General features: G+C 39.1%; 10 protein-coding genes and 1 pseudogene. 2 read left to right on the forward strand and 9 right to left on the reverse strand.

The window, feature by feature from the left end; translation table 11 throughout:
* Positions 1 to 36 precede the first annotated feature (36 nt).
* Complete coding sequence (gene yciA, locus HMPREF3129_RS03575) at positions 37 to 468, reverse strand: acyl-CoA thioester hydrolase YciA (RefSeq protein WP_004243075.1); 432 nt, start codon at positions 466 to 468, stop codon at positions 37 to 39.
* 73 nt (positions 469 to 541) lie between these two features.
* Positions 542 to 1,195 carry a septation protein A gene (locus HMPREF3129_RS03580; protein WP_004243074.1) on the reverse strand — a complete coding sequence of 218 codons (654 nt, stop codon included), beginning with the start codon at positions 1,193 to 1,195 and terminating at the stop codon, positions 542 to 544.
* A 305-nt stretch (positions 1,196 to 1,500) separates the two neighbouring features.
* Here HMPREF3129_RS03580 and HMPREF3129_RS03585 point away from each other — a divergent pair, with 305 nt between their 5' ends.
* Complete coding sequence (locus HMPREF3129_RS03585; RefSeq protein ID WP_036918386.1) at positions 1,501 to 3,285, forward strand: SulP family inorganic anion transporter; 1,785 nt, start codon at positions 1,501 to 1,503, stop codon at positions 3,283 to 3,285.
* Positions 3,286 to 3,417: 132 nt separating this feature from the next.
* Here the strand turns inward: HMPREF3129_RS03585 and HMPREF3129_RS03590 are convergent, their stop codons facing one another.
* Positions 3,418 to 4,179: a YciC family protein gene (locus HMPREF3129_RS03590; protein WP_004243072.1), complete on the reverse strand. Its 762-nt coding sequence runs from the start codon at positions 4,177 to 4,179 to the stop codon at positions 3,418 to 3,420.
* Positions 4,180 to 4,622: 443 nt separating this feature from the next.
* On the opposite strand from HMPREF3129_RS03590, the gene ompW reads away from it, so the two are divergent.
* The gene (gene ompW / locus HMPREF3129_RS03595) at positions 4,623 to 5,264 is read left to right on the forward strand and encodes an outer membrane protein OmpW (RefSeq protein WP_036918385.1); all 642 of its coding nucleotides are present in this window, start codon (positions 4,623 to 4,625) and stop codon (positions 5,262 to 5,264) included.
* A gap of 650 nt (positions 5,265 to 5,914) precedes the next feature.
* On the opposite strand, the gene HMPREF3129_RS03600 is transcribed toward ompW, so the two are convergent.
* The 6 genes and pseudogenes from HMPREF3129_RS03600 to HMPREF3129_RS03630 all read right to left on the reverse strand — a co-directional run bounded on the left by HMPREF3129_RS03600 (position 5,915) and on the right by HMPREF3129_RS03630 (position 13,065).
* Positions 5,915 to 6,229 (reverse strand): BON domain-containing protein, encoded by a 315-nt coding sequence (locus HMPREF3129_RS03600; protein WP_004243069.1) that lies wholly within the window; start codon positions 6,227 to 6,229, stop codon positions 5,915 to 5,917.
* Between the two features lie 270 nt (positions 6,230 to 6,499).
* Entirely contained in the window at positions 6,500 to 7,309 is an 810-nt protein-coding gene (trpA, locus tag HMPREF3129_RS03605) for a tryptophan synthase subunit alpha (RefSeq protein ID WP_004243068.1), read from the reverse strand.
* Entirely contained in the window at positions 7,309 to 8,499 is a 1,191-nt protein-coding gene (gene trpB / locus HMPREF3129_RS03610) for a tryptophan synthase subunit beta (RefSeq protein ID WP_004243066.1), read from the reverse strand. Before trpB ends, trpA begins: the two co-directional genes overlap by 1 nt.
* A gap of 16 nt (positions 8,500 to 8,515) precedes the next feature.
* Entirely contained in the window at positions 8,516 to 9,889 is a 1,374-nt protein-coding gene (gene trpCF, locus HMPREF3129_RS03615; protein WP_036918384.1) for a bifunctional indole-3-glycerol-phosphate synthase TrpC/phosphoribosylanthranilate isomerase TrpF, read from the reverse strand.
* A gap of 5 nt (positions 9,890 to 9,894) precedes the next feature.
* A pseudogene (gene trpD / locus HMPREF3129_RS18830) lies at positions 9,895 to 11,488 on the reverse strand (bifunctional anthranilate synthase glutamate amidotransferase component TrpG/anthranilate phosphoribosyltransferase TrpD).
* Entirely contained in the window at positions 11,488 to 13,065 is a 1,578-nt protein-coding gene (locus HMPREF3129_RS03630) for an anthranilate synthase component 1 (protein WP_036918383.1), read from the reverse strand. Before HMPREF3129_RS03630 ends, trpD begins: the two are co-directional and overlap by 1 nt.
* Positions 13,066 to 13,311: the final 246 nt, after the last annotated feature.

The raw sequence follows: 13,311 nt of genomic DNA on the forward strand, positions 1-13,311 counted from the left end.
GTGCCTTTTTTGTTGGTTTTATTGAGCTTAAAAAGGTTATTCCATGGTACTTGCTAAGGTAAAATTGGTTTTACCTTCAGGTAGGCGACGAGCGCTATTATTCTCATCGACTGCCACATAAGTAAACACGGCTTCAGTGGCACGATACCGTTGACCTACCGGCTCAGTTGCTACTTTTTTAACCCACACTTCAATATTAACAGTAATTGAAGAGTTACCGGTTTTTAAACAACGAGCATAACAGCAAACGACGTCGCCAACGGCAACAGGTTTTAGAAAGGTAATGCCTGTTACACTTACAGTAACAACGCGACCTAAGGCAATTTCTTTCGCTAAAATGGCACCACCAATGTCCATTTGAGACATTATCCAGCCACCGAAAATATCACCATTGGCGTTAGTATCAGCTGGCATGGCAAGCGTACGTAATACTAGCTCACCATTAGGCAAAGATTGTTGTTCAGTCATGGGGAAATACTATCTATCAATGTTAAAACTAAGGAGACTCCCTTGAGGCAGTCTCCCGATAAAATAGAGGTCATTATTCAGATTTAGATGTCACATCTTTATGTAATACTTTAGATGTTGATGTTGTTCCGTTATCTGATGTTTCAGATGTATGACTTTCTGTTGATTCCTCTTTCGTCTCTTCTTCGGGTAACCGGTTGTTCCAGATATACACAACACTAATCACAGTAAAGATTAAGGTTAATATTGTTAACCCAAAGACTTTAAAGTTTACCCAAGTTTCTTGAGATAAAGAAAATGCGACATAAAGATTACCCAGCGCACAAGCTAAAAAGAACAGAACCCAAGCGATATTGAGTTTTTTCCAATTAGTCGCTGGCATCGCTAATTCTTTACCTAGCATTCTTTCCATTAATGTTTTCGGCGTAAAGAGTTGCATCGCAATAAGCACTAGCGCAAAAATGGCGTAGATTGCGGTGACTTTCCATTTAATAAAGACATCTGAATGGAAAGCGATAGTCAATGTACCAAATATCGTTACAACGATTGCGGTGATCAGTGGTGCTTTTTCGACTTTATGGAAAATAAGCCATGTTAAACCGACTGAGATCCATGTTGCTACAATTAATGCGCCAGAAGCATAGAAAATATCTTGCCATTTATAAAAGATAAAAAACACTAATAGTGGAGCGAAATCAAGTAATTGCTTAAGCCAGCCGTTTTTCATAACCGATAGAAACCTATTGTCGTTAAATTTATAAACTAGGTTATTCTAATGCAAAGCGACATGAAAAGGGTAAACAATTGCATATCTTTAATAAGATCAGGCTTATTTATCACAATATGGCGGTTTTATATTAGATTAACTCATTGAATATAAGGTTTAATTTAATCTTGTGTCATTTAAAGATAAAGTATTGATTATGGTAGGAGATTAAAACATCACTCTAGTATATGATTCATTGAGCCATTATCTCTTCACGCGACTTTTTGATGAATGCGCGAAAAAGTAATTCAGATAAGAGGAAATCAATGAACGGAAAAAGAATAATAAAATGGATGCCTGGATTAGGCTTATTGTTTAATTATCAGCGTGAATATCTTGGATATGATATTAAAGCAGGGCTTTCTGTTGCTGCGGTTGCATTGCCTGTTGCTATCGCTTATACCGAATTACTCGGTATCAATGCCATTGTGGGATTATACGCCTGTATCTTACCCATGATCATGTATGCTTTATTTGGCACTTCACGCCAATTAATTACTGGCCCTGATGCTGCAACTTGTGCCGTGATAGCCGCAGTTGTCATCCCTCTTTCTGCGGGGGATGAAAATACCCGTTGGCAACTGGCCATTATAATGACTGCAATGACCGGTTTTTGGTGCATTCTTGCGAGTCATTTTCGCTTTGGCGCATTTACGGACTTTCTCTCTAGACCTATATTACAAGGTCTATTAAATGGCGTTGCCATCACTATCATGGTGGGGCAATTGAGTAAAGTATTTGGTTTTACCACCTCCCCAGAATATTTAATTGAAAAATTACTTGAAGTACCTTTTCGATTAAAAGATGCACATTGGCCAACACTGTTGATGTCGGCGCTAACCTTAGCATTACTATTAGGTATTCGTCATTTTAGACAACGTTGGCCCGCTCCATTAATTGCTATGGTGGTGATGACCTATTTAAGTTGGCAATTTGATTTAGTCAATTATGGGATTGCTATTGTTGATAAAGAAGCAGACAACGGTGATCTCTTTTTACCCATCGTTTCAATGAGTGGCTTTCATCTTGGATCACTTCGTGAATTAATTGTTCCTTCTATTAACCTTGCGGTGATTAGTTTTGTTAGCTTTATGATGACGGCAAGAAGTTTTGCTAGCAAAAATGGTTATGATGTTGATGCCGACCAAGAATTAAAGGCATTAGGCATTGCTAATATCGCATCGGCACTTTCGCAGGGATTTGCAGTAAGTGCCGCCAGTAGCCGTACTGCGGTGAATGATTCTGTTGGCGGTAAAACACAATTGGTCTCTATTGTGGCTGCGTTAGTAATTTTAGTTGTGTTGCTTTTTATGACCGACTTTATTGCCTACATTCCGTTATCTTCTTTAGGCGTTGTGCTGATTGTTTCCTCTTGGTCATTGCTAAGTATTCGTCATATTTGGTCTTATCGTAAACGAAATCGACAAGCTTTTACCTTAGCAACGTTTACTTTATTAGCGGTGTTGTTAGCGGGATTGATTAACGGCATTGGTTTTGCTGTGTTACTTGGGTTATTGCAATTTTTACGTATTGTATTCCGCCCAAGTGATCAGTTATTAGGTGTTGATGAACAAGGAATGATCCACTCAATCAACCAAGGTAACGGCATTGAATCGATATCAGGATTGATGATGTATCGTTTTAATTCCCCCTTAACCTATTTCAATGTTGGCTATTTTAAAAAGCGGGTACTACAGCTAGTGGACAGCGCGCCACAACGTCCTGCATGGTTAGCGGTTGATGCTACTGTAAGTTTTACTTATGACGATGTGAGTGTTTTTGCTGTTATTGATGAGCTAATTAGAGAGCTTAGGATCAAAGGCGTTAAATTGGTATTGGCTGGGCGCAGAACAGAATTAAATCGTTGGATTGCACGTAACAAGATCACTATCAATGATGATGATTTAATTATTGCACCCGATCTCTATTTTGTTATTCGTTTATATCAAAGTCGACAACAAATAAAAGAAAAACACAAACAGCAACAACAAGAGCCGTTTGCTGAAGATAACCAAGCCACTTTCATCAGGGATACGGAAACGAGGGGATAGAATGAATAACATGGGGTTTAGTGGCTGGATAGGTGTGTAAGGTTAATTGATTGTTTTTAAATGATTATGTTAATAACAATGCCGTGCTAATCTATTAATCACATTAGCACGGCATTGTTTGCTACGAGGGGGTTACTTGGTGATATATTTATTTTCAGTCAGCATAAACAGACGGAATAGATAAATAATCATCCATGCAGACGTAATATTCTTTAAAAAATAATATAAAAATTTGTGGATCATGTTAGGCAATTCACCCGTAATATTGCTTAAGAAGCCAATCCCAAATTGTAATAAAATCCAAATTCCTAAGGCAGGGATCAGCGCCCCTGATTCACCAAAGCCCATTTTCCAGCCTAGACGTATTGCGCTACCAATAGATTGTTGGCGTACCAGTACGACTGGCGCTAGTGCAAATCCCACTAATAAAATGATACCAGGGATAATCAACATAAAGCCTGCACTAATTAAAATAGAGCAGAGCAAAATTAGCAGAAACATCTTCGGTAAACGGGGTAAGCTGGCATTAAACGTTTGGTTCAATGTCACGTTATGACCGGCAGAAAGTGCCATTGCCAACATTAAAATCACTAAAACCAGAATACTTTGCTGAAAAAGCTCAAAAACATAGACCAGTAAGACCTTTTGAAATACCCCAATAACACTGTTATTCATCGCTTCTAATTCAGCGGGTGAGACATCAGCGAATCTGGTTTTTTGAAAATTAATAATAAAGTCATTAATTATTTGTGATTCTTGTGCATTAGGGCCAACCAATAGATATATGACAGCTAAAATGAGGGCCAAAACTGCAGATAGCGTGATAATGCTACGTTGTTCATTTTTATAAAAGTTAAGACTATCACGGTAGATTGTGCGTGCCGGGGTAGGCATGAAACTGCTCCTATACAAATAGACTAAGTCAATGGGACATATTGTACCTTTTAAGACAACAAAAAGGGATCATTTCTGTTATTTCTATAGCTATTGTTATTGAAAGGTTTTTTTCATTCGTTTGGTGAATGAAAATTAAATAATCAAATCAGATGAAACATTAAATTAACAATTAAATAACGATATTGTCAAATATCATATTTTAATGAGGTTCTTTTATTTAATGATTCTTAAAAACAATAAATTTAATTATAAGAAAATATTGTATTAATGCTAAATTTGATGTGGATCAATTATAAATAATCAGCATCATAAATAATAAAGAGAGGAATAACACTTTCTGCAAAAATAATTCCAAAGTTGTGATCGGCATTAGATCATAATTACTTATTAATGGGTATATTTTAGCGGAGATTTTACTTATTACAGGAATGGGTTAAATAATGAAAAAACTTTCTGCGCTTATTCTAGCGGCTGCAACACTTGCACCGTCTATTTCTTTTGCTCATCAAGCGGGTGATTTTTTATTCCGTGCGGGTACTGCAACAGTTCGTCCTAATACAGGTTCAGATACTATATTAGGTGGGCATTTTGATGCTAATAACAACACTCAATTAGGTTTAACCTTTGGTTATATGGTAACTGATAATATTGGGGTTGAGTTATTAGCAGCAACACCTTTTGAGCATAAAGTTTCTTTAACTGGTGTGGGCGAAATTGCTAAAGTTAAACATTTACCGCCAACATTAATGGCACAGTATTACTTTGGTGGTGCTGAAGATAAATTACGCCCTTATTTAGGTGCTGGTCTAAACTTTACGACCTTCTTTGATGAAAAATTCAATAATAATCCAGCGGTAGGCCAACATGGATTAAATGATCTTGATCTTAAAAACTCTTGGGGCTTTGCAGCACAAGCAGGTTTAGACTATAACCTAGATAAAAACTGGATGCTGAATGCTTCTGTTTGGTGGATGAATATCGAAACCGATGTCAAATTTAAAGATGGCGATGGAAACCACTATAAAGTGGATACTCGCTTAGACCCATTTGTGTTTATGTTCGGTGTTGGTTATCGTTTCTAATTATTCTTGCAATAACAGAATATGCTATTAAGTATCAGCGGGGCAGTGGCTCCGCTTTTTTTTATCTGTGTTAATCATAATTGCTTATCTACAGTTATCGTGTTTAGACTAAAAAATTTTATTACCTCTATTATGTGTATTAAGGCTTAGCTGATTATAACTAAAATAATAGAGGTATATTTTAATGGTGTATTAAAGATACATCTTTATATTTTTTATTAGTTAAAAAAATAATCACTATTCTCGATGAGCATTTAATTGGCTCGCATAAATGGGAATTTATAGATGTATTTTATTTGCATGTTTTATTTGCGTATGATATTGCCTAATAATAATTAAAAAATAGCGCCTAAATCGGCCAAAAATATTATTACTGATATTGAATAGTACTATTAAGAAAATGATGGTCGCATCAAATTTAAGTGAAAGTCACCAGAGTGGTGAAAATAACATCGAAAAAAGATAAGTATAACTTTAGTTTTAACGGTTTTTTGGGGATATTTTACCCGTAAAAAAGAAACGGCTAATTTTAGTAAAACAGAGAATTTGTCAAAAATTGATCTTCATACCAAAGAGTGTGGAATGCTTTAGATGAGACAAGAAAAAAACCACCGAAGTGGCTTTTTTCTTACTGACTTATAAAAAATAGCTTAACGGATAACCATTGAGTTAATGACACCTTTAACGCCAGTGACTTTACGTGCGGTTTCTATGGCGCGATTTGCATCAGCCTGTGAAGAGACAAAACCACTTAACTGAACTTTACCTTTAAATGTCTCAACGCTAATTTGTGTTGAGTTTAGGTTTTTCTCACCAATTAAAGCTGTTTTTACTTTAGTGGTGATCACCGAGTCATCAAAATATCCCCCAGTGCCTTCTGATGTTGCCGTTGGAGAGCATGCAGATAAAGTCATGGCCATAAGTAATGCCGCTAATACGGTAGAAATTTTTGCCCATAGTTTCATTATCAAACTCCTTATAATGACATTATTGATTGAGTACTACTGAATAGAAAACCTAAAGCTGTATACCCTATATAAAGTATGTGCAAGAAATGACAGATTGCCAACTGACTGAGCAAAAATAGTTTTATGCTTGTTCAGGCGAATCACGCATTACTCGCGCTACGAATAGAGGCTGATGGGGAAGTGATGGTCGATTGTTAATGATTAAATTAGGAAAAATCTGCTTAGGAAAAAGTTTTCTCTAAGCAGACGGCGATAATAATTTTAGACTTAAACGCTTATTGTTGCGGCTTTCATTTGTTGCACAAACTGCGTCAACATTTTTAACATCACATCAGGTTGATGTAGGTTATTTTCAATAATTTGTACAACGGCTGATCCTGAGATAGCGCCAAATGCACCATTACTAATGGCCTGTGAAACTTGTTGTGGCTCAGAAATACCAAAACCTTGTAATGCGGGTGGTGCATTATAAGCTTTAAGTTTACTGGTTAAATGAGTGAGTGACTGTTCTGCTCGTTTATCTGTCCCCGTAACACCGGCTCTTGATAATAGATAAGTATATCCCTCTGCGCTGGTGGCTAACTCTTGTAATAACTCATCATCTGCATTGGGCGGGCAAATAAAAATAGGGGCAATATTCGCGCTTAATGCTGCTTCTCGAAATTGTTTTGCTTCACGCAAGGGAACATCACCAATCAGTACTGAATCAACACCCGCTTGTTGGCATTTATGGTAAAAATTATCAACGCCATTGCTAAAAACAAGATTTGCATACACCAATAGTCCAATCGGAATAGTGGGGTGTTTTTGGCGGATCTGGCTTAATAACTCAAAACATAGGGTTGGGGTGACATTAGCATTTAATGCCCGTAAGTTTGCCCCTTGAATAGTAGGGCCATCAGCCAGTGGATCAGAAAATGGAATGCCTATCTCTAACGCATCTGCACCCCCTTCAATTAATGCGTCAATAATTTTTAACGACAGTTCAGCATCGGGATCACCTAAAGTGACAAAGGGAACAAACGCGCCTTGTTGTTTTTGTGCTAATGCTTCAAAGCATAATTGATAACGGCTCATTAAATTTCTCCTCGTGCAGCTAAAATATCGTTAACAGTAAAAATATCTTTGTCACCTCGTCCGGATAAATTGACAATTAAGAGTTGTTCTTTATCTGGATTTTGGGCAATCAGTTTCAACGCATAGGCCAGAGCATGTGACGATTCTAATGCGGGGATGATCCCTTCACGGCGTGATAGCGTTTTAAAAGCCTCAATGGCTTCATCATCTGTTACAGAAACATAATCTGCACGGCCAATGCTGTTTAAATGCGCATGTTGAGGGCCTACGGATGGGAAATCTAATCCTGCAGAAATAGAATAGGACTCTTCAATTTGGCCTTCTTCGGTTTGCATAATCGGTGATTTCATACCGAAATAAATGCCTAACTTGCCATGTTTTAATGGTGCTCCGTGCTCTCCTGTTTCGATCCCTTTTCCTGCCGGCTCAACACCAATTAATTGTACTGAGGTTTCTGGTATAAATGAGGCGAATAAGCCAATGGCGTTAGAGCCACCGCCAATACAGGCGATAACGGCATCAGGGAGACGACCTTCACGGGCTAAAATTTGCGCCTTAGCTTCATCCCCAATCATGCGCTGGAATTCGCGAACAATAGTGGGATAAGGATGCGGGCCTGCCGCAGTGCCTAATAAGTAGTGAGCACGCTCGTAGCAGCCAGACCAGTCACGTAACGCTTCATTACACGCATCTTTTAATGTTGATGAACCACTATGCACCGGAATAACTTCGGCACCCATTAAACGCATACGAAATACATTGGGTGATTGACGTTCAACATCTTTTGCCCCCATATAAATACGGCACTTCATATTTAACAGAGCACAAGCTAACGCAGTGGCAACACCATGTTGCCCAGCGCCCGTTTCTGCAATAATCTCTGTTTTTCCCATCCGTTTTGCTAGCAGTGCTTGGCCTAATACTTGGTTTGTTTTATGAGCACCGCCATGCAATAAATCTTCACGTTTTAGATATAAACGGGTACGAGTACCTTGGGTCAAATTGCGACAGAGTGTCAGTGCCGTTGGTCTACCTGCATAATTTTTGAGTAGATCTTGAAACTCTTGCTGAAATGACGGATCGTTTTGTGCGTCAATAAAGGCTTGTTCAAGTTGATCTAATGCAGGGATCAATATTTCTGGTACATATTGACCACCAAACTCACCAAAGTAGGGATTAAGTTTTCTCATTGTGATGTTGTCCTTGTCAGAAATTTTGTGAAAATTTGCTTTGTTGTAATTGTGTAAAGACTTGCGATAGACGTTGTGGATCTTTGATACCTGCTGAAGATTCCACCCCTGAATTAAAATCAAGTCCTAAGCAACCGGTGTTTAGAGCGTCTAAACAGTTATCACTGTTTAGGCCACCTGCAAGTAATGCTTTATGGCGTAAAGTAGGCGGAATAGTTTGCCAATCAAAGGTGTTGCCTGTACCACCCGTACCATTATCTAATACATATTTGTTAACTTGCGCAATGTGCTGAATATCATGGTGATAAGCCATATTAAGCGCTTGCCAAATTTCGCATTGTGGGGCAATTTTTTCCCTTAGTTGGGCAATAAATTGTGCATCTTCAGCGCCATGTAACTGAACAGCAGATAAATTAAGTTGTTTAGCATAGTCACAAATAAGCTCAATAGATTGGTTTTGAAAAACGCCCACAAAAGCTAATGGCGCTTGTGTTATCAATAATCGCGCTTGTGACAGTGTCACTCTTCGTGGTGATTTCTCAGCAAAAATTAATCCTCCATAATAGGCACCCGCTTGATAGGCCGCTTTAACATCTTGTGTACGGGTTAAGCCGCACACTTTATGCTTTCCCAAAACAAGTGCTCTTACCGCTTGGGCAATATTCTCTTGTGACATCAAGGCACTGCCCACTAAAAAGCCATTAGCATATTGACTTAGTGTTTTAACTTGTTGATGGGTATGAATTCCAGATTCGCTGATAACAATAGCCTCTTGCGGTAAACCTTGGCTAAGTTGTTCGGTACGGGATAAATCAATAGAGAGATCACGTAAATTACGATTATTAATCCCGATCACTTTTGCTTTAAGCTCAATGGCTCGCTGACGCTCTTCTTCGGTGCTCACTTCTGTTAATACTCCCATGTTTAATTGGTGAGCAACGGCACTAAGCGCACGGTACTGTTCATCATTAAGAACAGAAAGCATTAATAAAATGGCATCAGCTTGGTAAAAACGAGCTAAATAAATTTGGTATTCATCGATAATAAAATCTTTGCATAAAACAGGTTGATGAACGGCATCACTAACTTGACGTAAATAATCAAAACTGCCTTGAAAATATTTTTCATCAGTCAGTACCGAAATAGCGGCTGCATAGGGTTGATAAATTTTCGCAATGGCAACAGGATCAAAATCAGAGCGAATAATCCCTTTTGAGGGCGATGCTTTTTTACACTCTAAAATAAACACTGGGTGTGATTGCGTTAATGCTTGATAAAATGAACGTGTCGATGGCGCAATCTTATCTATAAAGGTTGATAAAGGTTGCTGTGCTTTACGTGCAACTAAATATTCGGTTTTATCTTTAACAATGGCATTTAATACAGTCATTATTTTTATCCTCTTGCGGCTAGCGCATTAACGCGATTAATGGTTTTACCGCTATAGATTGCGTGCATAGCAACTTCGGTATTAGCTTTCAAATCTTCTTGTCCGTGTAAACGCATTAATAAGGCGACATTGGCAGCGACGGATTCAGTGTGTGCGCGTTTACCTTGTCCTTGCAGTAAATTAGCCAATAATTGGCGATTAACCTCAGGTGTACCGCCTTCAAGATCACTTATCGCACAAGGACGCAGACCAAAATCACTTGGGGTTAATTGATAACGAGTGATTTCCCCATTGTGTAACTCAGCCACTTGTGTGGGAGCATGTAATGACACTTCATCCATTCCACCACTATGGACCACTGCCGCACGTTTGTAGCCCAAGACATTTAAGGTATCTGCAATAGGCATTAATAATTCAGGACTATAAACACCAATTAATGCTAAAGGCGGACGCGCTGGATTAATTAATGGGCCTAACACATTAAAGAGCGTGCGTGTTCTTAGCTGTTGGCGCACAGGGGCGGCAAAGCGAAAACCACTGTGATAAAGCGGCGCAAATAAAAAGCATAGTCCAATTTCATCTAACAATTGGCGGGCATCGTTGGCACTTTTATCTAGCGGAATACCAAATGCCGCTAATAAATCTGATGATCCTGAGCGACTAGACACGCTACGATTACCATGTTTAGCCACTTTTAGACCAATTTCTGCCGCGACAAACGCACTGGCTGTTGAAATATTGATGCTATTGGCTCCATCGCCGCCAGTACCCACAATATCGCAAAACAGATAATCTGGGCGTGGAAAAGGAGAGGCATTATCCAATAGGGCACGAGCCGCTCCGGCAATCTCTTGAGGGTGCTCACCACGCATTTTCATACTAATCAATACCGCTGCTAACTGTGATTCTGTTAATTCACCACGAATAATCGCACTAAACAGTGTTTGGCTCTCTTCTAAGCTTAATTGTTGTCCTGCAAATAATTTATTGAAGATAGTATCCATATTATGCGTCTCCTCTTGGTGCTTGTGCCCATGTAATGGTTTGTTGTAAAAGTTGTGCGCCTTTAGTGGTTAAAATTGATTCTGGATGAAACTGAAAACCACAAGTTCGATGTTGGCGATGGCGCACGGCCATCACGGTGTTATCACACCACGCATTGACGATAAGTTGCTCAGGCACAATTTCGCCAGAGAGTGAATGATAACGAGCGACGGGCAGAGGATTTGGCAGATGTTCAAACATCGCCTGCCCATCATGGGTGGCGAGCGTAGCTTTACCGTGTAAAATTTCCCCACAAGAAGAGACTTTACCGCCATAAGCTTCAATAATGGCTTGATGCCCTAAACAGATACCAATAATAGGCAATTTACCTAACATGCGATTAAGTAGCTCAGGCATACAACCCGCTTGTGATGGTGTACCAGGGCCGGGAGACAACATAAGAATAGGGTTATCTAACAGGTTTAATTGTTTTTCGATAAAAGAAGCACTGACATCATTGCGATAGATGATCACTTGATGATGTTGACTGCGTAAAAGGTCGACTAAGTTATAAGTAAAAGAGTCGATATTATCGAGTAGTAAGAGCGTCGCCATTAGCAAGCCTCCTGCATGTGAGTTTCAGCATGCGCCTGTAAAATGGCATTGATAACCGCTTGTGATTTATTGCGAGTTTCTTCCGCCTCCATTTTGGGATCAGAATCGAGCACAATACCAGCGCCCACTTGAATAGTTGCAATATCTTTTTCTACATAAGCAGAACGAATAACTATGCAAGTATCAAAATCACCGTTACCAGTAAAGTAGCCAATTGCACCGCCATAACTGCCTCGTTTGGTTTTTTCATATTGTGCAATCAGTTGCATAGCACTGACCTTCGGTGCTCCTGAGAGTGTCCCCATATTCATACAGGCTTGATAGGCATGAAAAATATCTAAGTCATGACGTAATGTTCCTACTACTCTTGATACTAAGTGCATAACAAAAGCGTAGCGATCTACTTTGGTTAATTCAGCGACATAACGGCTTCCAGCTTGGCAGATACGCGCTAAATCGTTGCGTGCTAAATCAACCAACATAAGGTGTTCTGATAACTCTTTGGTATCTGTGCGCATTTCAAGCTCAATGCGGCTATCTAAATCAGCATTGATTGAGCCGTCGGCATTGCGACCTCTTGGGCGTGTACCTGCGATAGGATAAATTTCAATTTGGCGATCACTTGCTTGATATTTCAACGCACTTTCAGGTGACGCACCAAAAACGGTAAATAACGCATCTTGCATATAAAACAAATAGGGACTGGGGTTTTTTTGTTTCAAAACTTGATAGGCAGCCAGTGGTGAGGGGCAGTTAATTTGAAAACGGCGTGATGGAACAACTTGGAAAATATCGCCACGACGAATATAGGTTTTCATCGCTTCAACAATAGCACCATACTCTTCGTCATTCATATTGCTACTTACAACCGCTTGCTGAGGTGTTAATGGTTGACGTTGTGGTTGTTTTAAAGGTTGCTGTGCGAGTGCAACTAATTGTGCCTGACGGGTATCAAGACGCTGACACTCTTGTGGATTATCCGTAAAGGCAACGGAAATTAATTGGCTATGATGATGTTGATGGTCGATCACAATTAACTGTTCAGCTAAATAAAAACAGTAGTCAGGGCAAGAAAAAACCGCTTCTAAATCAGGTAAGGATTCAAATCCGTTCACTAAATCATAGGCAAATAACCCTCCCACAAAAACAGCATTGGCTTCTTTTGCGGTGCTATTTGCTAGGAAAAAACGTAAAACATCAAATACGCTAGCCGCTTTTAACTTGCTCTCTTCATCTTGTGGGAAAGATGATGATGCAAAAGTAAATACACATTGTTCCGCTCGCTCTACGGAGAGTGTGCTTTTTTCTTTTAGTGCGTTTTTTAATAACGCTAAGATATATTGGCCGTTGAGACTTAACGCATCGACAGTCACTTGATTTTTGTTTGCACTAATACGCAATGCACTATCAACGATTAACAAACTTTTTAAATTGGCTTTGGTATCAATTTGTGCGGATTCTAACAATAAGGTGTGATGACGATGTTCACACAACGTATTGAAAAGTAACGCCGGCTCGCTGTGATAAGGCAATGCCGTTACCTTAGTTGTTAATGGGAATGCAAGTGAAGTATTCATTATTATCGCTCTATTTTCTTTTTTCTGGTGCTGATAAGCACAAAATTGGCACATAAAAAAACCCGCGGTAGGCGGGTTTTAGATATCACTGATGCTAAGCAGGAGATCAAACCGCCCATAAAAGAGTTTTGCGCCACCACAGAGCAATAAGACGTTGATTGATATTCATAAGATCTCCTTACAGCGGATGATAAGTTTATATTTAATAGACTAGCTCATGTTGTGTACTAGTAAACTGGATTATAT

It is taken from the genome of Proteus sp. HMSC14B05, assembly GCF_001808035.1.
Taxonomy (GTDB): domain Bacteria; phylum Pseudomonadota; class Gammaproteobacteria; order Enterobacterales; family Enterobacteriaceae; genus Proteus; species Proteus mirabilis.